This is a genomic window from Acrocarpospora sp. B8E8 (assembly GCF_039871605.1).
Classification (GTDB): domain Bacteria; phylum Actinomycetota; class Actinomycetes; order Streptosporangiales; family Streptosporangiaceae; genus Acrocarpospora; species Acrocarpospora macrocephala.
The window spans coordinates 1-22,029 of sequence record NZ_JBDPLV010000119.1; the positions used below are offsets into that span (position 1 = coordinate 1).

19 protein-coding genes and 1 pseudogene are annotated in these 22,029 nt (G+C 68.8%); 11 read left to right on the forward strand and 9 right to left on the reverse strand.

Annotation, left to right across the window (positions count from 1 at the left end):
- Positions 1-68 precede the first annotated feature (68 nt).
- Entirely contained in the window at positions 69-1,130 is a 1,062-nt protein-coding gene (locus tag ABGB08_RS51700) for a hypothetical protein (protein ID WP_347607006.1), read from the reverse strand.
- Positions 1,131-1,224: 94 nt separating this feature from the next.
- On the opposite strand from ABGB08_RS51700, the gene ABGB08_RS51705 reads away from it, so the two are divergent.
- The 4 genes from ABGB08_RS51705 (at position 1,225) to ABGB08_RS51720 (ending at position 7,922) form a co-directional block, all read left to right on the forward strand.
- Positions 1,225-2,136 carry an LLM class F420-dependent oxidoreductase gene (locus ABGB08_RS51705; RefSeq protein ID WP_347607009.1) on the forward strand — a complete coding sequence of 304 codons (912 nt, stop codon included), beginning with the start codon at positions 1,225-1,227 and terminating at the stop codon, positions 2,134-2,136.
- A gap of 41 nt (positions 2,137-2,177) precedes the next feature.
- Positions 2,178-3,671 (forward strand): 3' terminal RNA ribose 2'-O-methyltransferase Hen1, encoded by a 1,494-nt coding sequence (locus ABGB08_RS51710; RefSeq protein ID WP_347607012.1) that lies wholly within the window; start codon positions 2,178-2,180, stop codon positions 3,669-3,671.
- Positions 3,664-6,168, forward strand: coding sequence for a polynucleotide kinase-phosphatase (locus ABGB08_RS51715; RefSeq protein WP_347607015.1), 2,505 nt, complete (start codon positions 3,664-3,666; stop codon positions 6,166-6,168). The genes ABGB08_RS51710 and ABGB08_RS51715 overlap by 8 nt, the downstream gene beginning before the upstream one ends.
- Positions 6,169-6,515: 347 nt before the next feature.
- Positions 6,516-7,922: a sugar porter family MFS transporter gene (locus tag ABGB08_RS51720; protein ID WP_347607018.1), complete on the forward strand. Its 1,407-nt coding sequence runs from the start codon at positions 6,516-6,518 to the stop codon at positions 7,920-7,922.
- Here the strand turns inward: ABGB08_RS51720 and ABGB08_RS51725 are convergent.
- From ABGB08_RS51725 to ABGB08_RS51745, 5 genes and pseudogenes are all read right to left on the reverse strand, one after another.
- Complete coding sequence (locus ABGB08_RS51725) at positions 7,882-8,496, reverse strand: DUF6879 family protein (protein ID WP_347607021.1); 615 nt, start codon at positions 8,494-8,496, stop codon at positions 7,882-7,884. The two genes, ABGB08_RS51720 and ABGB08_RS51725, sit on opposite strands and share 41 nt — an antisense overlap.
- Positions 8,497-8,594: 98 nt before the next feature.
- Complete coding sequence (locus ABGB08_RS51730) at positions 8,595-9,113, reverse strand: DUF1707 domain-containing protein (RefSeq protein ID WP_347607024.1); 519 nt, start codon at positions 9,111-9,113, stop codon at positions 8,595-8,597.
- Between the two features lie 101 nt (positions 9,114-9,214).
- Positions 9,215-9,931: a PadR family transcriptional regulator gene (locus tag ABGB08_RS51735; RefSeq protein ID WP_347607027.1), complete on the reverse strand. Its 717-nt coding sequence runs from the start codon at positions 9,929-9,931 to the stop codon at positions 9,215-9,217.
- A 31-nt stretch (positions 9,932-9,962) separates the two neighbouring features.
- On the reverse strand, positions 9,963-10,952 hold the full coding sequence (locus tag ABGB08_RS51740; RefSeq protein WP_347607029.1) for an RNA-guided endonuclease TnpB family protein: 990 nt from the start codon (positions 10,950-10,952) through the stop codon (positions 9,963-9,965).
- A gap of 19 nt (positions 10,953-10,971) precedes the next feature.
- Positions 10,972-11,079: pseudogene (locus tag ABGB08_RS51745) on the reverse strand (helix-turn-helix domain-containing protein); the annotation flags it as partial.
- 91 nt (positions 11,080-11,170) lie between these two features.
- Here ABGB08_RS51745 and ABGB08_RS51750 point away from each other — a divergent pair.
- The 3 genes from ABGB08_RS51750 (at position 11,171) to ABGB08_RS51760 (ending at position 15,203) form a co-directional block, all read left to right on the forward strand.
- On the forward strand, positions 11,171-11,488 hold the full coding sequence (locus tag ABGB08_RS51750; RefSeq protein ID WP_347607031.1) for a response regulator transcription factor: 318 nt from the start codon (positions 11,171-11,173) through the stop codon (positions 11,486-11,488).
- 65 nt (positions 11,489-11,553) lie between these two features.
- Positions 11,554-12,279, forward strand: coding sequence for a metal-dependent hydrolase (locus ABGB08_RS51755; protein ID WP_347607034.1), 726 nt, complete (start codon positions 11,554-11,556; stop codon positions 12,277-12,279).
- A 137-nt stretch (positions 12,280-12,416) separates the two neighbouring features.
- Positions 12,417-15,203 carry an aconitate hydratase gene (locus ABGB08_RS51760; RefSeq protein ID WP_347607037.1) on the forward strand — a complete coding sequence of 929 codons (2,787 nt, stop codon included), beginning with the start codon at positions 12,417-12,419 and terminating at the stop codon, positions 15,201-15,203.
- A gap of 266 nt (positions 15,204-15,469) precedes the next feature.
- Here ABGB08_RS51760 and ABGB08_RS51765 read toward each other — a convergent pair whose 3' ends face one another.
- Complete coding sequence (locus ABGB08_RS51765; RefSeq protein WP_347607039.1) at positions 15,470-15,802, reverse strand: type II toxin-antitoxin system PemK/MazF family toxin; 333 nt, start codon at positions 15,800-15,802, stop codon at positions 15,470-15,472.
- The gene (locus tag ABGB08_RS51770; protein ID WP_347607042.1) at positions 15,783-16,136 is read right to left on the reverse strand and encodes a hypothetical protein; all 354 of its coding nucleotides are present in this window, start codon (positions 16,134-16,136) and stop codon (positions 15,783-15,785) included. Before ABGB08_RS51770 ends, ABGB08_RS51765 begins: the two co-directional genes overlap by 20 nt.
- Positions 16,137-16,495: 359 nt before the next feature.
- Between ABGB08_RS51770 and ABGB08_RS51775 the strand changes: the two genes are divergently transcribed.
- The 4 genes from ABGB08_RS51775 (at position 16,496) to ABGB08_RS51790 (ending at position 21,054) form a co-directional block, all read left to right on the forward strand.
- Entirely contained in the window at positions 16,496-17,614 is a 1,119-nt protein-coding gene (locus ABGB08_RS51775) for a substrate-binding domain-containing protein (protein WP_347607045.1), read from the forward strand.
- Between the two features lie 167 nt (positions 17,615-17,781).
- Positions 17,782-18,558 (forward strand): ATP-binding cassette domain-containing protein, encoded by a 777-nt coding sequence (locus ABGB08_RS51780; protein ID WP_155349820.1) that lies wholly within the window; start codon positions 17,782-17,784, stop codon positions 18,556-18,558.
- Entirely contained in the window at positions 18,555-19,799 is a 1,245-nt protein-coding gene (locus ABGB08_RS51785; protein ID WP_347607048.1) for an ABC transporter permease, read from the forward strand. The genes ABGB08_RS51780 and ABGB08_RS51785 overlap by 4 nt, the downstream gene beginning before the upstream one ends.
- A gap of 46 nt (positions 19,800-19,845) precedes the next feature.
- Positions 19,846-21,054 (forward strand): ROK family transcriptional regulator, encoded by a 1,209-nt coding sequence (locus ABGB08_RS51790; RefSeq protein ID WP_347607051.1) that lies wholly within the window; start codon positions 19,846-19,848, stop codon positions 21,052-21,054.
- On the opposite strand, the gene ABGB08_RS51795 is transcribed toward ABGB08_RS51790, so the two are convergent.
- Complete coding sequence (locus ABGB08_RS51795; protein WP_347607054.1) at positions 21,051-21,869, reverse strand: neutral zinc metallopeptidase; 819 nt, start codon at positions 21,867-21,869, stop codon at positions 21,051-21,053. The genes ABGB08_RS51790 and ABGB08_RS51795 overlap by 4 nt on opposite strands.
- Positions 21,870-22,029 lie beyond the last annotated feature (160 nt).

Here is a 22,029-nt window from a genome sequence, read left to right on the forward strand (position 1 = left end):
CCACGGCGATGGCGGGGGCGGGCGGAGCCCGGGTTGAACAAAAGGGTGGGTGGGTGGGACAACCACCCCTAGTTGACCTGGGCGAAATTCGGGGTCGTCGGGGTGGTGCTGAAGGCGCGGGAGACTTCGTCGGTCGGGGTGGCGCCGCGGACGGAGAGCCAGGCCAGGTTGTAGCGGGTCTGGAAGGTGACCAGGCGCTGGGCGTCGAGCAGGGTCAGGTCCCGCGGGTCGGCCAGCAGGGGGGTCATGCCCATACGCCGCCAACTCGCGCGCTCACCCGTACCGAGCGCCCAGCCCAGCTGGGCGTGCGTTCTGCGGGCGGCGACCAGGAGGCGGCGGACGTTGCGCGCCGAGCCGGGCTGGAACGGGACCAGCAGGTTGACCGTGCTGATCTCGGCCCCGGCCTGGCGGGTCTGGTAGAGCATCGTGCGATCTTGCGGGGTCAGGCCCAGCGTGGAGGCGGGCAGGGTGAAGGTGACCGCGAGCGGGCGGCCCCGCTCCCGGGACTCGCGCTGGAGCCGGGCGATGGCCGTGGCACGGCGGGCGGTGGTGGCGGGGTCGCTGGAGTCGTGCACCTCGAAGTCGAGGCCGGCCGGATGGTAAGTGGCGATCACGTTGCGATAGGCGGCCAGCAGGAGATCCGGATCGGCGCAGGTGGCGGAGAGCTCCCGGCCCTCCGGCCCGCCGAAGGCCACCCCGGCGTCGCCGCCCTCGGCGCGCAGCCGGTTGAGGCCGCCGACCAGCGGGTTGGGGGTGGGCATGGCCTGCCCGCCCCACGTCGGCGTGCAGGCGGCGCTGACGCCCGAGCTGATGTGGCCGAGCGTGTAGGTGGTCACCCCGGTCCTGCGAGCCGCGTCGGGCAGGTTGAAGGCGGGATCGCGGACCGCGTCCACGAACGCCACGTAGGCGGGAGCCCGGGGCGCGGGCGCGGCGGCGGCCGGGGGCGGGGAGCCCACCCCCACGGCCGGCTGGGCCGAGATCGGCGCCGCCGGGGTTCCCGCCGAGGTCAGCGCCCGGCCCGGGAGCAGCCAGAGGGCCGTCGCCGTGCCGCTGATCAGGGTGAGCGTGGCCAGCACGAGAACGGACCTGGGCGGGGTTCCCGCCGGTCTGGCATGCCGTGCCGTCTCCATGTCCCCACCACCGAGAGTCGTTGCCTGACTACATTCCGCGCACGAAGGTTGAACCCTAGCAACCCCGAAAGAGGCGGGTGGGGATAATGGGGAGATGAAGTTGAGGATCTTCACCGAACCCCAGCAGGGTGCCACCTACGACGATCTGCTGGCGGTCGCCCAGGCCGCCGAGCGGCTCGGCTTCGACGCCTTCTTCCGCTCCGACCACTACCAGCGGATCGGCTCCGGCGACCCGGGCCCCGGCTCGACCGACGCCTGGCTGACCCTGGCCGCGCTGGCCCGGGAGACCTCCCGGATCCGGCTGGGCACGATGGTGACCCCGGTGACGTTCCGGCTGCCAGGACCGCTGGCCGTCAGCGTGGCCCAGGCCGACCAGATGAGCGGCGGCAGGATCGAGCTTGGCATGGGCGTCGGCTGGTTTGACGCGGAGCACGCCGCCTACGGGATCCCGTTCCCGCCGATCGGGCAGCGGTTCGAGATGCTGGAGGAGCAACTCGACATCATCACCGGCCTCTGGGGAGCGGAGAAGGCGTTCTCCTACGCCGGGAAGCACTACCAGGTGAGCGACTCCCCGGCGCTGCCGAAGCCGGTCCAGCGCCCGTTGCCGATTATTATCGGCGGCGGGGGCGCCCGCCGCACGCCCCGGCTGGCGGCGACCTTCGCGACCGAATACAACATCCCGTTCCGGAATCTCGAAGAGACCGGCGAGGCGTTCCACCGGGTGCGCGCGGCCTGCGACCTGGCGGGACGGCCGATCATCCTGTCCGCGGCGCAGACCGTCTGCGTGGGCGCGAACGAGGCCGAGTACGTCCGGCGGGCCGCCGCCATCGGCGAAGAACCCGGCGCCCTGCGCGCGGCCGGCCTGGCGGGCACCCCGGCCGAGGTCCTCGACAAGATCAGCCAGTTCCGCGACCTGGGCGCGGAACGCCTGTACCTGCAGTTCCTCGACCTGGGCGACCTCGACCACCTGGAACTGATCGCGGCCGAACTCCTGCCGCACGTATAAACCTGGCGAGCCTGCCGGACATATACGGCAAACTTGCCTATGTGTTGCTGACGATCTCCACCACTCATCGCCCGGCCACTGACCTTGGCTTTCTCCTGCACAAACATCCGGACAAAGTGCAGGAGTTCTCCCAATCCTTCGGGACGGCCCAGGTCTTCTACCCGGAGGCGGGCGACGAGCGGTGCACGGCGGCGCTCCTGCTGGACGTCGACCCGATCCGGCTGGTCCGCTCGCGGGGCGCCTCCTCGCCGGACTTCTCGCTCGGCCAGTACGTCAACGACCGCCCGTACGCCGCGTCGTCGCTGCTGGCCTCGGCGATGGCCGAGGTGTTCAGGACCGCGCGGGCGGGCCGCTGCGCCGCCCGTCCCGAGCTGCCCGAGCAGGCCATCCCGCTGGAGATCTCCCTGCCCGCGCTGCCCTGCCGGCACGGCGGCGTCGAGCTCGCCCACCGGCTGTTCGAGCCGCTCGGCTGGCAGGTGGAGGCGGCAGCCGTACCGCTCGATGAGGGGTTCCCCGAATGGGGAAATTCCCGATATGTACGGCTTACGCTGCGCGGCGAAGTCCGCCTCGCGGACGCCCTCAACCACCTGTACGTGCTGCTCCCCGTGCTCGACGACGCCAAGCACTACTGGGTGGCCAGCGACGAGGTCGACAAGCTCATCCGCGCGGGCGAAGGCTGGCTGGCCGCGCACCCCGACCGGGGACTGATCACCCGCCGCTACCTCACCCGGCGCACCGCCCTGACCCGCGCGGCCCTGGCCCGGCTGGCCGAGGTCGGCGACGACCTCGAAGACGCCCTGGAGCCCCCGATTGAGGAAGAGGTCACCGAGTCCCCGGCAGAGGCGACGCCAGGCGAGGAATCAGCCGAGGAATCAGCCGAGCACACGGCCGAGGAGCCCGGCGGCGAACCAACGCCCGACCGGCCGGCGCCGCTGAACGTGCTGCGGCGGGAGGCGGTGCTGGCCGCGCTGGACGACGTCGGCGCCAGAACGGTGATCGATCTCGGCTGCGGCTCGGGCCAGCTGGTCAACGCCCTGCTCGCGAACAAGACCATCACGAAGATCGCCGGAGTGGACGTCTCCGCGCACGCGCTGACCCTGGCCGCGCGCAAGCTCAAGCTGGACCGCATGTCCGACGCCAGACGCGCCAGGCTCGACCTGTTCCAGGGTTCGCTCACCTACGGCGACAGCCGTTTCGCGGGCTACGACGCCGCCGTCCTGATGGAGGTGGTCGAGCACCTCGACCCACCCCGCCTGCCCGCCCTCGAGCGGGTCGTCTTCGGCGGCGCCAAGCCGGGCCACGTGATCGTCACCACCCCGAACGCCGAGTACAACGTGCGCTACGAGACCCTCACCGGCATGCGCCACCCCGATCACCGCTTCGAGTGGACCCGCGCCGAGTTCCGCCACTGGGCCACCGCCGTCGCCGCCCGGTACGGCTACCAGGTCGACTACCGCCCGGTCGGCGAGGACGACCCCGAACTCGGCCCGCCCACCCAGATGGCGATCTTCACCGCGGGAGGCGGCGATGTCTGACAAAACGCTCAACGAGCAGCCGACCCTCCGCCAGATCGGCGTGCCCGCCATGTCGCTGATCGTGCTGGTCGGCGTCTCCGGCAGCGGCAAGTCCACGTTCGCCCGCAAACACTTCCACCCCACCCAGGTGATCTCCTCCGACTTCTGCCGGGGCCTGGTCGCCGACGACGAGAACGACCAGTCGGCCACCCCGGACGCCTTCGACGTGCTGCACTACATCGTCGGCACCCGGCTCAGGCGCGGCCTGCTCACCGTGGTCGACGCCACCAGCGTGCAGTTCGAGGCCCGCCAGCAACTGGTCGCGCTGGCCAAGGCGCACAACGTCCTGGTGGACGCGATCGTGCTGGACGTGCCCGAGGAGGTGGCGATCGAGCGGAACTCCACCCGCCCCGACCGCGACTTCGGCCCGCACGTGATCACCCGCCAGCGCAAGGACCTGCGGCGCTCGCTCGGTAAGATCTCCCGGGACGGCTTCCGCCGGGTGCACGTGCTGCGCGGCGACGAGATCGACAACGTCACGATCACCCTCGAACCCGCCTGGACCGACCTCAAGCACCTGACCGGCCCCTTCGACATCATCGGCGACGTGCACGGCTGCGCTTCCGAGCTGGAGACCCTGCTCACCACCCTCGGTTATGTGGACGGCAGGCATCCGCAGGGCCGTACCGCCGTGTTCGTCGGTGATCTGGTCGATCGGGGTCCGGACACGCCGGGCGTGCTGCGCCGGGTCATGGGCATGGTCGAGGCCGGTACGGCGCTGTGCGTCTGCGGCAACCACGAGCAGAAGCTGGTGCGCGCCCTGAACGGCCGCAAGGTCAGGGTCGCGCACGGCCTGGAGGAGTCGCTGGCCCAGCTGGGCGAGGCCGACCCCGCCTTCGTCGCCGCCGCCAAGACGTTCATGGACGGCCTGATCAGCCACTACCAGCTCGACGACGGCAAGCTGGTCGTCGCCCACGCCGGGCTCAAGGAGCCCTTCCACGGCCGCGCCTCCGCCCGGGTCCGCGCCTTCGCCCTGTACGGCGACACCACCGGCGAAACCGACGAATACGGCCTGCCCGTCCGCTACCCCTGGGCCGAGGACTACCGCGGCCGCGCCATGGTCGTCTACGGCCACACTCCCACCACCGAGCCCGAATGGATCAACAACACGATCTGCCTGGACACCGGCGTCGTCTTCGGCGGGCAACTGACCGCGCTCCGCTACCCCGAGCGCGAGCTGGTCTCCGTCCCGGCCGAGCGGGTCTGGTACGAGCCGACCCGCCCGCTGGCGCCGGCCAGGCAGCGCGACCCGGCCGCCCTCGACATCGGCGACGTGCGCGGGAACCGTTTCGTGGAAACCCGCTTCGCCGGCACGATCCGGGTCAGGGAGGAGAACGCCGCCGCCGCGCTGGAGATCATGAGCAGGTTCGCGGTGGACCCCCGCTGGCTGGTCTACCTGCCGCCGACCATGGCCCCGCCGGAGACCTCGCAGCTGGACGGCTACCTGGAGCACCCGGCGGAGGCGTTCGCCGAGTTCGCCGCCGCCGGGGTCACCCGGGTGGTGTGCGAGGAGAAGCACATGGGCTCCCGGGCGGTCGCCGTCCTGGCCAGAACGCCGGAGGCGGCCGAGAAACGTTTCGGCGTGGCCGACGGCGGCACCGGCATGGTCTACACCCGGACCGGCCGCCCGTTCTTCGACACGCTCACGACCGAGCTGGTGGACGGCCTGCGCGCGGCCGTGGCGCCGCTCTGGGCCGAGCTCGGCACCGACTGGCTGGTGCTGGACGGCGAGCTGCTGCCCTGGTCGGCCAAGGCGGAAAGCCTGATCCGCAGCCAGTACGCCTCGGTCGGCGCCGCCGCCAGGACCGCGCTGCCCGAGGTCGTGACGGCGCTGGAGGCGGCGGCCGGGCGCGGGTTGGATGTGGGTTCGGCATTGGACCGCGCCCGACGCCGCCTCGACAACGCTGCCCGATTCCGGGACGCCTATGCGCGTTACTGCTGGCCGGTCTCGGGCCTGGACGGCGTGCGGTTCGCTCCGTTCCAGATCCTCGCCGCCGAGGGCCGGGCGACAGCCGTACAACATCCGCATGACTGGCACCTGGACCAGCTGGCCAGGATCGACGCGCCGCTGGTCCAGCCGACCAGGCACGTGTACGTGGATCTCGACTCGGCGGAGTCCCGGCAGCACGCCGTCGACTGGTGGGAGGTGCTGACCTCGGCCGGTGGGGAGGGCATGGTGGTCAAGCCGGTGGAGCGGCCGGAGGGCCGGGTGCAGCCTGGGGTGAAAGTCCGCGGCCGGGAGTACCTGCGGATCATCTACGGCCCCGACTACACCCAGTCCCTGGACGTGCTGCGGCGGCGCTTCCTCGGCCGGAAACGCTCGCTGGCCTTGCGGGAGCACGCGCTCGGGCTTGAGGCGCTGGCCAGGCTGGCGGACGGCGAGCCGCTCTGGCGGGTGCACGAGCCGGTCTTCGCCGTGCTGGCGATGGAGTCGGAACCGGTGGACCCCCGGCTCTGAGCCGCCGCGTTGATCACGCGTCAACATTCGGCCAAGAAAACGGCAAGTTCCGCACGAGACGCTGCCCGCAATTAGCCTTACGATCGAGTCAGGCAACAGAGCGTGAGCGTGCGATCACTCATGAACCAAACGGGTGGCGGTTGGTGGTGGCGGCGCCGGCGGCGACGGGGCGGGCCGGTGGCTGGTCCAGGCAGAAAATGGTTCCATTTCCGGCATGACTGGCGGGATGCCGAACAGATCGGCCGTATTCATGTGCAGATCTGTTCGATATGCAATAAAAGTCGCATCCGAATCGACTGAGTGTAACTTGGCGTGACTTTCTGTATTCATTGGGCAGATATCGGGACATGGGGGGACCAGCGGTTCGGGGGCGACCCGAACACCTCGGTCATGTCGTGTTCGTGGCCGCGGCGGCGGCCATCGGCGGGTTCCTGTTCGGCTACGACAGCGCGGTGATCAACGGCGCCGTCGTCGGAATCCAGCGGCACTTCCACGTCGGTCCTGTCGAGATCGGGTTCGTGGTGGCGATCGCCCTGCTCGGCTCGGCCGCCGGCGCCTGGTTCGCCGGGCGGATCGCGGACCGCTGGGGGCGGACCAGGACCATGCAGGTGGCCGCGGCCCTGTTCGCGGTCAGCTCGATCGGGCAGATGTTACCGTTCGCCATCTGGGACCTGGCGTTCTGGCGGCTGCTGGCCGGGGTCGCCATCGGCATGGCGTCGGTGATCGGCCCCGCGTACATCGCCGAGGTCGCCCCGGCCGCCTACCGGGGGCGGCTCGGCTCGTTCCAGCAACTGGCCATCGTGCTCGGCATCGCGGTGTCCCAGCTGGTCAACTACGGGGTCGCGCGGTGGGCCGGGGGCGAGGTGAACTACCTGCTGGGCGGCCTGCAGGCCTGGCAGTGGATGCTGGGCGCGTGCCTGGTCCCGGCGCTGGCCTACCTGGCGTTCGCGCTGATCATCCCCGAGTCGCCCCGGTTCCTGGTCATGATCGGCCGCGGCGAGCGGGCCCGCGCGGTGCTGCGCGAGGTCGAGGGTGAGCACGCGGACCTGGACCGGCGGCTGGCCGAGATCGAGGGCGTGCTGCGCGCCGAGCGCCTGCCGCGCCTGTCCGACCTGCGCGGGGCCCTGCTCGGGCTGCTGCCGATCGTCTGGGTCGGCATCGTCCTGTCGGTCTTCCAGCAGTTCGTCGGCATCAACGTGATCTTCTACTACTCGTCGGTGTTGTGGCAGTCGGTGGGCGTCACCCAGGCCGGCTCGCTGCTGATCAGCTTCTCCAGCTCGATCATCAACATCATCGGCACCTTCATCGCCATCGCCCTGGTGGACCGGATCGGCCGCCGCCCCCTGCTGCTCGCCGGTTCGGCCGGGATGGCCGCCTCGCTGGCGGTCGCGTCCTGGGCGTTCGGCTACGCCCACGAGGTCGCGGGCCGCGTGACGCTGGCGGGCGTCCCCGGCGCGGCGGCGCTGGTCGCGGCCAACGTCTTCGTGCTGTTCTTCGCGCTGTCGTGGGGTGTGGTCGTCTGGGTGTTGCTGGGGGAGATGTTCCCGAACCGGATCAGGGCCGCCGCTCTCTCCGTCGCCGCCGCGGCGCAGTGGCTCGCGAACTGGCTGATCACCGTGACGTTCCCGGCGCTGTCGCACTGGAACCTCGCGCTGACCTATCTGGGATATGCCGTATTCGCGGTGCTCTCCTTGGTTTTCGTGAGCTTCTTCGTCAAAGAGACCAAGGGGCGCGCGCTTGAGGAGATGGGGTAGCCGGTAGCTCCTCGGCCTGGTCGTACAGGTCGGCGAGCAGGGTCAGGCAGGGCTCGATGATCGCGCGGTCGCCGATCCTGCGCCCGCCGACGTGGGCGCCGCCCTGGTCGTAGAGGATCTCGTACATCAGGTCGCCGGCCGGGATCAGCAGTTCCGGCAGGGGGCGGTCCCGTTCCAGGTGGTGTACGGCTTCCGCGTCCAGGACCCGGACCTTCTCGCCCGCGCTCGCCCGGGCCGCCAGCACGCGTAACTCCCATTCGAGGTACGGGCTGAGCGGACGTTCGACGATGCGGAGCCGCCGGAGCTCCACGCGCGGGGAGAGGTCGGCCTCGTATTCGGCGGTGGCGGCCTCGATCAGGGCGAGGGCGAGCTCCCAGTCGCCCTCGGCCCAGGCCACCCAGCTCTTGGAGTAGGGCTCGTAGAAGTACTGGGCGCGCTCCAGCTTCCAGAGCACGCCTTCCATCTCCCGGTACACGCCGGAGAAGTCGGCGCTGTAGGTGATCCGGTCCATGGTCACCCCGTCGGCCTCGCGGATCCGCGCGAACGTGTCGTCACTCCGGCGTGTGTCTCGCACCGACGTGCCTCCCCTATGCGGTTATCCCGAAGGCGCCGGATTGATCGTTGATTGGCCTCAATAACGCGTCAAGACCCAAATCCCGATATATGGGGAAATCAGCGGTGTGATCGTCGGTGCCTCGCGATCCCGAACACCATCGCGCCCAGCCAGATGACCAGCGCCACCTTGAACACCACGAAAATGGACCCGGTCGCGATCCCGGCCACCAGCGCGAACGCCAGGATCATCGGCACGAACGGGGGCCGCCCCGACCGCCGCCCGGATTGCCGGTGTGCCTCCCAGTGCGCCCGCCGCTGAGCCCGCCGCTCGGCGTGCCGCTGGGCCATGGCCTGGTGATGGGCGTAGTGGTGTCCCCAGGTGGCCAGATCGCCGCGATAGGCGTACGGCTCACGCCGGGGAAGCACCGGATTCGCCGGATCGTCCGGAGCGACCAGATCGGACAGCACGGTTTTCAGGTCGCCCGCCGTCCGGGCGGTCAGCGTGGTCTCCAAACGCTCGTCGAGCTCCTCCCGGGTGATCCGGCCCTGCGCGAACGCGTCGTGCAGGGCCTGGGTCACCTGGTCTCGCTCCCGATCCCCGATCCGGAGATCCTTACTAACGGGAAACCTGCTCATCAGCCTGCCACCCCACTGTCGTGCCTGGTCAGGACCGTAGTGGCAGTCCATTTAGCAACTTTCCCATTAGTAGGCGCGAACCCGTCAGCGGCCATCGCGGATCACTCCTCGTCCGGGTCGCCGTCGGCCAGCACCTGGTAGAGCTTGCGCCTGGTCTCGGCCAGGATCTGCTTGGCCTGCCGCACCTGGCCGTCCGTGCCGCCCTGGGCGATCTGGAACAGCGCGGAGGCGGCCTGCCGGGACAGGTCGAACAGCTCGTGCACGTCGTCGCCGATGTCCGGCGTCATCTCCTCCCACGGCGCCCGCACTTCCTGCGGGTGGTCGGCGATGTAGGCCTGCCCGGCCTCGGTGAGCTGGAAGGTCTTGCGGCCGTCCACCTCCTGGGCGCGCACCAGACCCTCGTCGGTGAGCTGCTGCAGCGCCGGGTAGACCGCGCCCGGGCTCGGCTTCCAGCCGCCCTGGCTGCGCTCGGCGATCTCCTGGATGATCTGGTAGCCGTTGCGCGGCTCCTCCGCCAGCAGCGCGAGGATCGCGGCCCTGACATCCCCGCGCTTGGCCTTACGAGCCCGCCCGAAGCCGCCGCCGCGCCCGCCGAACATGAACCCGGGCGGCCCGAACGGCCCACCGGGCCCGAACCCGCCCCAGCCGTGCCGGTGCCCCCGCTGCCGGTGCTCGTGCGGCCCGTGCCCCTCCGACCGCTGATCGTGCTGCCACGCCGCGGCCATGACCCGCGCGGCGTCCCTCAGGTTCTTGCGCATCTCTCGATGAATCTCCCGGGCAGGGCCCCAAGCCCCGCCCATCGCGTCTGCGGACGTCATGTCCCCTCCTGTCGTGAATGTTCTCGATGCTTCAAAGATATATCGCGAACATTCTAACGTGGCAAGATGTGATGCAGGTCACTGGAAATTCTTGGGCGCCTGGGAACATGCACCGATACCGCACCGTTATCTCACTCAGACGGGGTTGTTCTGCTCTGAGAGGGCTGGGGGGTGCTCTTGGAGCGGAACAACCCCGTCTTTGGCATCCTCCCCGGGCGTGAACGCCGAGGATTCCCCACGTCGCCGTGAGGTCCTTACTGCTTCTGCTACGCCACGCGGGTCTTACCCGCCCTCCACAGTCGTTTTGAGTGTCCGCCAGCCCGGCGGCCACCATCTCCTTGCCCGGCCTTCCCCCGGCGGCGGTCGCCTCGGCCTGCGCGCGCAGGCGGAGGCCTTCGGCCAGGATGTCGAGTGCGGCGGCCAGGTCGCGGTCGTGGTGCTCCCCGCAGGACGGGCAGTCCCACTCCCGCACCCGCAGCGGTGCTTGCCCGTTCCGCCGGCCGCAACACGGGCACAGCTGGGAGGAGGGAAACCAGCGGTCGACCGAGATGAACGTCCGTCCATAGCGGGCCGCCTTCCCACCCAGCAGCGTACGGAACGCACCCCAGGACGCGTCGTTCACCGAATTTGCCAGCCGACCGCGGGCCAGCCCTCGCACCGCCAGATCTTCGATCACGACCGTTTGGTTTTCACGGATGATCGACGTGCTGGTCTGGTGCAGGAAATCCTGGCGCGCGTCGCCCACCTTGGCGTGCTGGCGGGCTACCGCGATCCGCACTTTCTCCCTGTTCTTGCTCCCCTTTTCCTTCCGGGACAGGTCCCGCTGCAGTCGGGCCAAAGTTCTTGTACGCCACGTCCAGGTCTCGCAAGGACTGCTGCAACGGGACGTAGGGCACCTCACCCAGCCACTCCCGCTCCGGCGTCCGTTTCGCCGCAGTGATACAGATCTTTTGCAGATCCCCGCCGCCGATCCAGGGCAGCCTGGCCTTGCGGGCGGCTTTGCGCATTGCCAGCGCGTCATTCCACACCACCCGGACACACCCGAACAACCGGGCCAGCGCCTGACGCTGGGAGGAATCGGGGTAGAGCCGGTAGTTATAGCGCAACCTCACCCCAAGTCTCCTCCCGGGTCGGCTACACACCGTCACGACTCGAACACACTAACGCATCGCCGCTGGAAGCGGAAGCCGAATACCAGCGCGTGGCTACCTGGTGAAAGATGCGTCGGGGGAGCGGATCATGAGCGCGGTGCGGGCGGTCGCCCCCGGGGATGTGGCCTTCGGGGCGGATGTCGCCGGGCGGGTGCTTGAGGTGCTCGCCGCCGACCGGCGCGGGGGCCGGGCCGGTCGGCCGTTCCCGGTGTTGACCGATCGGGAGCGCGAGGTGCTCGATCTGGTCGCGGCCGGGCGGTCCAACGGGGAGATCGCGCGTCGGCTGTTCCTGTCGGGCAAGACCGTGCGCAATCACATCTCGGCGATCTTCGCCGAGCTGCAGGTGGCGGATCGGTCCCAGGTGATCGCGCGGGCGCGGGAGGCGGGGCTGGGAACGGGTGCGTGACACGCCGGGCGCGTACGCAAATTTTGTCGGACCTTTGGCGTAGCATCCGGGGTCGTGATCTACGCATGATGGGGCATTCGCACGCGCTCAGTGGAGCCGTGGTGTGGCTGGGTGTCGCTCCGGGATTGGTGGCTCTGCCCGGGATTGTCGCGCCTGAATTGGCGTCTGTGGTGGGGTCGGCGCTGACTCCGGCCGAGTTGGTGGCGGGAGCGCTGATCTGTGCGGGGGCGGCCATGCTGCCTGACCTCGATCATCCGAGTGCGACCATCGCTCAGACGTTCGGGCCGGTCACGTGGGCCTTGAGCAAGGTGGTCAACGTGATCAGTGGGGGGCATCGGCATGCCACGCACTCGTTGCTGTTCGCGGTGGGGATGGGGGTGGGGGCGCACTTCCTGGCGCAGAATTTTCCGATCGGGCGGGACATCATGGTCGTGCTGGCCATCGGGCTGGCCTTGCGTGCCATCGGGATCGGGGTGCCGGGGAAGAAGCTGACGTCGGCGCTGGTCAACATCGGGCTGACGGCTGGGCTTTTCGCGACCTTCCTGACGTTGGGGGTGCAGTATGCCTGGCTGGGGTTCGCGATTGGGATCGGGTGTTTCGTCCATGTGCTGGGGGATTGCCTGACGGAGCGTGGGTGCCCGGTGCTCTGGCCGATTCCGGGTAAGTGGCTCTTGCCGTACGACATCGGGTTCAAGACCGGGAAGAAGTTCGAGCTGAACATTCTTGCCCCGGTCTTGTCGGTCGCCGTGGTCGTTTTGTTGTTCTTACGCCTGGGTGTTACCAGCGGGTAGCTTGATGTCGAGATATCTTGGTGTCGAGACATCTTCCGCTCTCGTGGTTAGGCGAACCTAACTGACCGGTGCGATCGGGCGGTGCGGGAAGATGCGAGAGCGACTTAGGACAAGAACCCTTGGGGAGGCGAGACTTCGTGTCCGCGAACAGCTTCGGCAGCCGTGACACGCTGCGCGTCGGCGACGCGTCGTACGAGATCTACCGGCTGGCCGCCGTCGAGGGGTCGCAGCGCCTCCCGTACAGCCTGAAGATCCTGCTGGAGAACCTGCTCCGCACCGAGGACGGCGCGAACATCACCGCCGAGCACATCACCGCGCTCGGCCAGTGGGACCCGTCGGCCGCGCCCAGCGTGGAGATCCAGTTCACCCCGGCCCGGGTGATCATGCAGGACTTCACCGGCGTGCCGTGCGTGGTCGACCTGGCCACCATGCGGGAGGCCGTGCGCGACCTGGGCGGCGACCCGGCCAGGATCAACCCGCTGGCCCCGGCCGAGATGGTCATCGACCACTCGGTCATCGTCGACTACTTCGGCTCGCCGGACGCGTTCGGGCGCAACGTCACGCGGGAGTACGAGCGGAATCACGAGCGCTACCAGTTCCTGCGCTGGGGGCAGACCGCCTTCGACGAGTTCAAGGTGGTGCCGCCCGGCACCGGCATCGTGCACCAGGTCAACATCGAGCACCTGGCCCGGGTCGTGATGATCCGCGACGGCAAGGCCTACCCCGACACCTGCGTCGGCACCGACTCGCACACCACGATGGAGAACGGCATCGGCGTGCTCGGCTGGGGGGTCGGCGGCATCGAGGCCGAGGCCGCCATGCTCGGGCAGCCCATCTCGATGCTGATCCCGCGGGTGGTCGGCTTCAAGCTGACCGGCAAGCTGCCCGCCGGGGCCACCGCCACCGACCTGGTGCTCACCATCACCGAGATGCTGCGCAAGCACGGCGTGGTCGGCAAGTTCGTCGAGTTCTACGGCGAGGGCGTGACCAGCGTGCCGCTGGCCAACCGGGCCACGATCGGCAACATGAGCCCGGAGTTCGGCTCCACCTGCGCGATCTTCCCGATCGACGGGCAGACCATCGACTACCTCACGCTCACCGGCCGGCCGGCCGAGCAGGTCGCGCTGGTCGAGTCCTACGCCAAGGAGCAGGGGCTCTGGCTGGACCCGGCCGCGCCGGAGCCGGTCTTCTCCGAGTACATCGAGCTCGACCTGGCCACCGTGGTGCCGTCCATCGCGGGGCCGAAGCGGCCGCAGGACCGGATCGCGATCACCGACGCCAAGCGGGCCTGGCGGTCGGCCGTCAAGGACTACGTCCCGGTCGACACCCCGTTTGTCGCGCTCGGCCCGATTGACGAGGCGTCGGATGAGTCCTTCCCGGCCTCCGACTCCCCGGCGATCTCGCATGACGGCAACGGCGACCAGCCGCATCCGGCGGCGCTGAACGGTTCCCGGCCGCACCGGAAAGTGCCGGTCACGCTCGCGGACGGGACCTCGTTCGAGATCGACCACGGGGTGGTGACGATCGCGGCGATCACCTCGTGCACCAACACCTCCAACCCGTATGTGATGCTCGGGGCCGCCCTGCTGGCCAGGAACGCGGTTGAGAAGGGGTTGACCCGCAAGCCGTGGGTGAAGACCTCGCTCGCGCCGGGGTCGCAGGTGGTGACCGGGTACTTCGAGCGGTCGGGGCTGCAGCCTTATCTGGACAAGATCGGGTTCAACCTGGTCGGGTACGGGTGCACGACCTGTATCGGGAACTCCGGGCCGTTGCCGGAGGAGATCTCGGCGGCTGTGCAGGCCAACGATCTCGCGGTCACGGCTGTGCTGTCGGGGAACCGGAACTTCGAGGGCCGGATCAATCCGGATGTCAAGATGAACTATCTGGCCTCGCCGCCGCTGGTCGTCGCGTACGCGCTGGCGGGGACGATGGACATCGACCTCAACAACGAGCCGCTGGGGAACGGCGCGGATGGGCAGCCGGTGTTCCTGAAGGACATCTGGCCTGAGCCGGACGAGGTCGCGCGGGTGGTCGCGGACTCGATCGGGCAGGACATGTTCCTGCGGGACTACGCCGATGTGTTCAAGGGTGACGAGCACTGGCGGTCGCTGCCCATTCCGACGGGGAACACCTTCGAGTGGGATCCGGCGTCCACGTATGTGCGGAAGGCGCCCTACTTCGAGGGCATGCCGGCGTCGCCGGAGCCTGTGTCGGATATTTCCGGTGCGCGGGTGCTGGCCAAGCTGGGCGATTCGGTCACCACCGACCACATCTCGCCGGCGGGTTCGATCAAGGTGGGGACTCCGGCGGCCGACTACCTGCGCGAGAACGGCGTCGAGGTCAAGGACTTCAACTCCTATGGCTCGCGCCGGGGCAACCACGAGGTCATGATCCGGGGCACCTTCGCCAACATCCGGTTGCGCAACACGCTGCTGGACGGGGTCGAGGGCGGCTACACCCGCGACTTCACCGTGTGGGGCGGCCCGCAGGCCTTCATCTACGACGCCGCCCAGAACTACCAGGCCGCGGGCGTTCCGCTGGTGGTCCTGGCCGGCAAGGAGTACGGCTCCGGCTCCTCCCGCGACTGGGCCGCCAAGGGCACCGCCCTGCTCGGCGTCCGCGCGGTCATCGCCGAATCCTACGAGCGCATCCACCGGTCCAACCTGATCGGCATGGGCGTGCTCCCACTCCAGTTCCCCGACGGCGAAACCGCCGAAACCCTCGGCCTCACCGGCGAGGAAACCTTCGACATCACCGGCGTCGAGGAACTCAACAAGGGCATGACCCCAACCACGGTCACCGTCACCGCCGGCGACATCACCTTCCAGGCCATCGTCCGCATCGACACCCCAGGCGAAGCCGACTACTACCGCCACGGCGGCATCATGCAGTACGTCCTCCGCTCGCTCCTCGCCAAGAACTAACGCAAAACCCGAGAACCGCCCACCGGCAACCCTGTGGGCGGTTCTCTTCGCTTGCGGTGGTTCTCCCACCCACCCAGCCCATTGATTCCTCCGGGCTCCGCCCGCCCCCGCCATCGCCGTGATTGCCGTCATAGAGCGGGAACTGGGATTCCGGTGGTTGTCCCCACACGCCCAGCCCGTTGTTTCTCCTTCGGGCTCCGCCCGCTCCCGTCATTCACCCCTTGTGCCGCGGGCGCATGCGGTGATGGTGGAAGCGGCAGAGCGCATTAGAACAACTCGCTGAGGAGTTCGACGACCTCATCGAGCGTCTTGTTCGACACATGCCCGATTCGGAACTTGAATCGTTCCACCGAGACTGACCGCACCTGCTGAAGCATGGCCCAGCTGTCCTGCCTCAGTCCGGTCTTACCTACGCGGATCGGGAGATGGGTATCCCATCCACGATCTCGTGTCGTCAGTGGCACCACGACGACGAGCCCCTGGCTTATCCGGTTGAATCCGTCGTTGCTGATGATCAGGGTTGGGCGGGCAGATCCCTGCTCCGTGCCCCTGGGCACACCGAGATCGGTGAACCAGATGTCACCCTGCTGGACCCTCATTCGCCTCCTCGTTCTTCTTGCCGGTCCAGTCCGATTCGTCGAACCCTTCCGGGAAATCGATCAGGCCCTCCCACTCGGGCGCGATGCGGCCGGACGGAGGCCCCTGCCAGATCTCGAACTCGGCCAGATATTCGGCCCAGCCTTCGGGATCTTCGCGTCTGGTCCGTTCCATCTGCTCGCCGACCTTCGCCCAGAACTTCTTCTTTTCGTAGTCCTTGATGGCGGTTTCGAGCACTTCGGTCATGGGTCTGCCTTCCTCGTGTGCGAATTGCGCGATCTTGTCGCGAGTAATGACGTTGACCCGGATCGTCGTCGTCTTCTGCTCAGTGCTCATAAGCACGAGGCTACGCACCCAATTCCCACTGGTCTACATCTGATCTACAGATCCATCTACACGCTTGGCTACAAGAGAACCATACACGGAAGCCGATTACGTTCGCAAGAGGTTTCGATTACCCAGCGTGACCTGATGGCTAACCGGGAAGGTCTGGTAGGTGACCGGGGGGTGGACGTGGCGGGTAAAGGTTGGCTTGTCCTATGTTTCTTCATTGTTACCGCAGACAACAAACGTTACCGTCCTGTGTCTACCTCCCCCTTTGCTCCTGGATTACGTTGTCCCAAACAACATTCACCACTTCGGTGATGGACTCCCACCCCCCATAGACCCCCAGCCAGAGAAAGGACCCACGCATCATGCGCAAGGGGATCCTCAGCATCGCCGCGGTCGCGGCACTTTCCCTCGGCCTCACCGCGTGCGGGGGCGATAGCGGTGAGACGGGTGCGTCGAGCAGCGCCGCGCCCGCCTCCTCGGCCGCCGCCGCGAAGCCCGGCAAGATCGGCGTCATCCTCCCGGACAGCAAGTCCTCGGCCCGGTGGGAGACCGCCGACCGCAAGTACCTGGAAGAGGCCTTCAAGGCCGCCGGAGTCGCGTACGACATCCAGAACGCGCAGGGCGACAAGACCGCCTTCCAGACCATCGCCGACCAGATGATCACCGGTGGCGTCACCGTGCTGGCGATCGTGAACCTGGACAGCGGCACCGGCAAGGCCGTCCTGGACAAGGCCAAGGCGCAGGGCGTCGCGACCATCGACTACGACCGCCTGACCCTCGGCGGCAACGCCGACTACTACGTCAGCTTCGACAACACCGCCGTCGGCAAGCTGCAGGGTGAGGGCCTGGTCAAGTGCCTCACCGACATGGGCGCCGAGAAGCCGGTCGTGGCCGAGCTGCACGGCTCGCCGACCGACAACAACGCCACCCTCTTCAAGGAGGGCTACGAGAGCGTCCTCAAGCCGAAGTACGACGCCGGTGAGTATGTCGCCGGTCCGGCCGACGCCGTGCCCGACTGGGACAACGCCCAGGCCGGCACGATCTTCGAGCAGCAGCTGACCAAGGAGCCGAAGATCGCCGGTGTGCTGGCCGCCAACGACGGCCTCGGCAACGCCGCCATCTCGGTGCTGAAGAAGAACAAGCTCAACGGCAAGGTCCCGGTGACCGGCCAGGACGCCACCGTGCAGGGTCTGCAGAACATCCTCGCCGGTGACCAGTGCATGACCGTCTACAAGGCCGTCAAGCAGGAGGCCGACGCCACCGCCGCGCTCGCCATCGGCCTGGCCCAGGGCCAGAAGCCCGCCGCCAGCGGCACCGTCAAGGACACCGAGACCGGCGCGGACGTCCCCGCCGTGCTCCTGGTGCCCAAGGCCATCTTCTTCGACAGCGTCAAGGACGTCATCGCCGACGGCTTCGTCACCAAGGAAGAAGTCTGCACCGCCGACTTCGCGGACAAGTGCACTGAGGCCGGAATCAGCTAGTCACATTCCGATCTGGTACGGCTTGCGCCCTCGTGAGGATGCGCCGGTGTCTGGACTGAGGAGCGGAGCGACGAGGGAAGACACCGGGGTTGAGCATCCGAACCGCGATGCGAAGCATCGCAATGACGCAGGGCGCAAGCCGTACCACTGTGGAACCAGGAGAGCCCATGTCCCAGGCACCCGTCCTGGAACTGCGCGGAATCGACAAGAGCTTCGGCCCCGTGCAGGTCCTTCACGATGTCGCTTTTTCGGTGTATCCCGGAGAGGTGACCGCACTTGTCGGCGACAACGGAGCCGGTAAGTCCACGCTGGTGAAGTGCATCGGCGGAATCCACCCGATGGACTCGGGGGAGTATTTCTTCGAGGGCGAGAAGGTCCACGTCAGCGGGCCAAGGGACGCCGCCGCGATGGGTGTCGAGATCGTCTACCAGGACCTCGCGCTCTGCGACAACCTCGACATCGTGCAGAACATGTTCCTCGGCCGGGAGCGCAAGAGCGGCCTGGTGCTGGACGAGGACACGATGGAGGAGATGGCCGCCAAGACCCTGGCCGGGCTCTCGGTGCGCACGGTGAAGTCGCTTCGCCAGCACGTCTCCAGCCTCTCCGGCGGCCAGCGCCAGACGGTCGCCATCGCCAAGGCCGTGCTGTGGAACAGCAAGGTCGTCATCCTGGACGAGCCCACCGCCGCCCTCGGCGTGGCGCAGACCGCGCAGGTGCTCGAACTGGTCCGCAGGCTGGCCGACAACGGCCTGGCCGTGGTACTCATCTCGCACAACATGAATGATGTCTTCGCCGTGTCCGACCGGATCGCGGCGCTCTACCTCGGCCGGATGGCCGCCCAGGTCAAGACCTCCGAGGTCACGCACTCCCAGATCGTGGAACTCATCACGGCCGGACGCAGCGGGGAGCTCGGCCTGCCAACCGGCAACGGAGCAAGCGCATGACGACGACAACCAGACCCGAGCAGACCAGCGCTCCGGCCATCGGCTCGCAGGTCCGGGACTACTTCGAGCGGGTGCGCGGCGGCGATCTCGGCGCGCTCCCCGCGGTGATCGGCCTCGTCGTCCTGTGCGCGGTCTTCGCCTCGCTGAGCCCGTCGTTCCTGTCGCCGATCAACTTCGCCAACCTGTTCACCCAGGGCGCCGGCGTCACCGTGATCGCGATGGGCCTGGTCTTCGTCCTGCTGCTGGGCGAGATCGACCTGTCCGCCGGATTCGCCAGCGGCGTCTGCGCGGCCGTGATGGCGGTGCTGCTCACCAACGAGGGCTGGCCCTGGTACACGGCCGTGCTGGCCGCGATGGTGACCGGCGTGCTCATCGGCCTGGTGCTCGGCTGGCTGGTCGCCAAGCTGGGCATCCCGTCCTTCGTGGTCACGCTGGCCGCCTTCCTGGCCTTCCAGGGCGTGGCGCTGATCCTGCTGGACGAGGGCACCAACGTCTCGATCCGCGACGAGACCATCCTGGCCGTCGCCAACGGCAACCTGTCCCCGCTGCTCGGCTGGGTGCTGCTGGCCGTCGGCGTGGTCGTCTACGCGGGCATCCAGCTGACCCAGGCCCGCAGGCGGACCGCGCGCGGCCTGGTGGCCGACTCCCTGGCCATCATCTCCGTGCGGGTCGGCGCGCTCGCGGTCATCTCCGGCTTCGCGGTCTACGTGCTCAACCTGGAGCGCAGCCGCAACCCGGCGATCATCTCGCTGACCGGCGTGCCGATCGTGGTGCCGGTGATCCTGGTGCTGCTCATCGTGTGGACGTTCGTGCTCCGCCGTACCGCCTATGGACGGCATGTGTACGCGGTCGGCGGGAACGCGGAAGCGGCCCGCCGGGCCGGTATCAACGTGGACAGGATCCGCATCTCCGCCTTCGTGATCTGCTCGTTCATGGCCTCCATCGGCGGCATCATCGCCGCCTCGCGGGCCAACTCGGTGGACCCCAACACCGGCGGCAGCACCGTGCTGCTGTTCGCGGTCGGCGCGGCCGTGATCGGCGGCACCAGCCTGTTCGGCGGCAAGGGCCGGGTGCTGGACGCGCTGCTCGGCGGCGCGGTGGTCGCGGTGGTCATCAACGGCATGGGCCTGATGGGCTACAGCGCGAGCGTCAAGTATGTCGTCACCGGCGCGGTGCTGCTGCTGTCCGCCGGTGTGGACGCGCTGTCCCGCAAGCGGGCGTCCGCCTCCGGCCGTCGATAGGGTGAGCGCGACACCCGACCCCCGAACGGCACCAGAGGCAGAACGAATGTTACGCGCAGGTCCCTCCCAGGAGGAGATCCGCCGTCACAACCTGGGCACCCTGCTGCGGCACGTGCACCTGGGCGGCCCGACGTCGCGGGCCGAGCTGACCAACCGGATGGGACTCAACCGGAGCACCATCATGGCGCTCACCGCTGACCTCACCGCGGCCGGCCTGGTCCGGGAGGAGCTGCCCAGGGACACCGGCCGGGCCGGCCGCCCGTCCCTGGTGGTGCGGCCCGAGTCGGGCCGCTTCTACGTGCTCGCCTTCGATGTGGGCGTGGACCGGCTGGTCGCCGCCCGGATCGGGCTCGGCGGCGTGATCCTGGACCGGCGCGAGGCGGTCACCTCGCGGGGCTCCTTCGAGATGACCGAGGTGGTCGAGACGCTGGCCGGGTTCACCCGGCAGATGCAGCGCAAGGTCCGCCCGGACACGGTCTGCGTCGGCGCCGCCGCCGCCCTCTGCGGTGCGGTACGGAAATCCGATGGCGTGGTGCGATTCGCCCCCAACATCGGCCTGGAGGACGCCCCCTTCGGCGAGGCGCTCTCCGGCAAACTGGCCCTGGGCCTGCCGGTCGCGGTCGGCAACGACGCCAACCTGGGCGCCCTGGCCGAGCACACCCGCGGCCTGGGCGTCGGCTGCCGCGACCTGATCTACCTGCACGGCGACGTCGGCATCGGCGGCGGCATCATCGTCAACAACCAGCTGCTCGGCGGCGTCTCCGGATACGGCGGCGAGGTCGGCCACACGGTGGTCAACCCCGACGGGCGGCTGTGCGGCTGCGGCTCGCACGGCTGCCTGGAGGCGGAGGTCGGCGAGCGGGCCCTGCTGGAGCACGCGGGCCGCTCGGCCCGGGGCGAGCGCGGCAGGGACGGCATCAGGGCCGTGGTCGAGGCCGCCGACAAGGGCGACATCATCGCCCAGGACGCGCTGCACCGGGTCGGCGACTGGCTCGGCTTCGGGGTGGCCAACCTGGTCAACGTCTTCAACCCGGAGGTCGTGATCTTCGGGGGCACCCTGCGAGAGATCTACCTGGGCTCGGCCGCCCAGGTGCGCAGCCGGCTCAACACCTGCACCCTGGCGGCCTTCCGCGAGTCGTTACGGCTGCGCACCTCGGCGCTGGTGGACGACGCCACCATCGTGGGGGCCGCCGAGCTGGCTTTCGCCCAAGTGCTCGCCGACCCCCTGGAAGTGCTGGCCAGGATCGCTACCTAAGCGACGCGCGCGTTGGAGACCACCCAGGTGTTGCAGGCGGCCGGGGAACCGGCGTCGAAGCCGCGCTCCAGCCAGAAGACCTGGTTGCGGCCCTTGCCGTGCAAGGTGTCGCTGGCGTGCTCGGCCGCCCAGGTGTTGATGTGGTCCCACTCGACGAAGTCGACCGGCAGCGAGTCCTGCACGGCGCTCAGGAACACCCCGGCGAAGCACTCGGCCTGCTGCTCCACCCGGTGGCTGAGCAGGTTCTTGGCGGTCCTGGTGCGGGCCTTCCAGGACAGGTTGTAGTAGGGCATCAGGATGCCGGCGCGCTGCTGCACGTGATGCCCGATCTCGTGCGCCATGGTCTTGGCCAGCACCAGCGGGAACGGCTCCTTGACGTCGTCGGACAGGAGAATCGCGTAGATCGTCTGGTTCTGCGAGCAGTAGTGCGCCCGGTAGGTCTTGGTGAGCTTGCCGCACACGGTCTTGGTGCCGCTGGTCCTGATGACCACCTTCGGCACCCGGTAGGTCCAGCCGACCGCCTTGAACTGCCGCGCCCACATCTGGTTGACGCAGCGATACACCTTGAGCATGTAGCTCTTGACGGCGGCCGCGCTACCCGCGCGCGGCTCGGCGGGCGAGCAGGCGACCGGGTCGACCGCGCCGGACCGGTAGATCTTGTTCTTGGTCAGCACGGTGGGGAAGCCCGCCTGCGCGACCTGCACCTGCGCGACCGGCGCCAGCGCGGGGGCCGCCTGCGGCTGGGCCTGCGCGGTGCCCGCGATGAACAGGACGGCGCTCAGGCCGAGGCCTACTGCGATGAGGGGTGTTCGCATGGGCACAAGACCATATTGCAGTCCATATTCAAGAGTAAAGCAGAGTAAATATTGATTCGTGCGACAAAACTGTGACAGAAGGGGCGTGGGGGGGGCCCCCCCCCCCCCCCCCCCACCCGGGTGGGCCCCCGCGCAGGGCCCGCGTGCGGCCGGAGCCGTG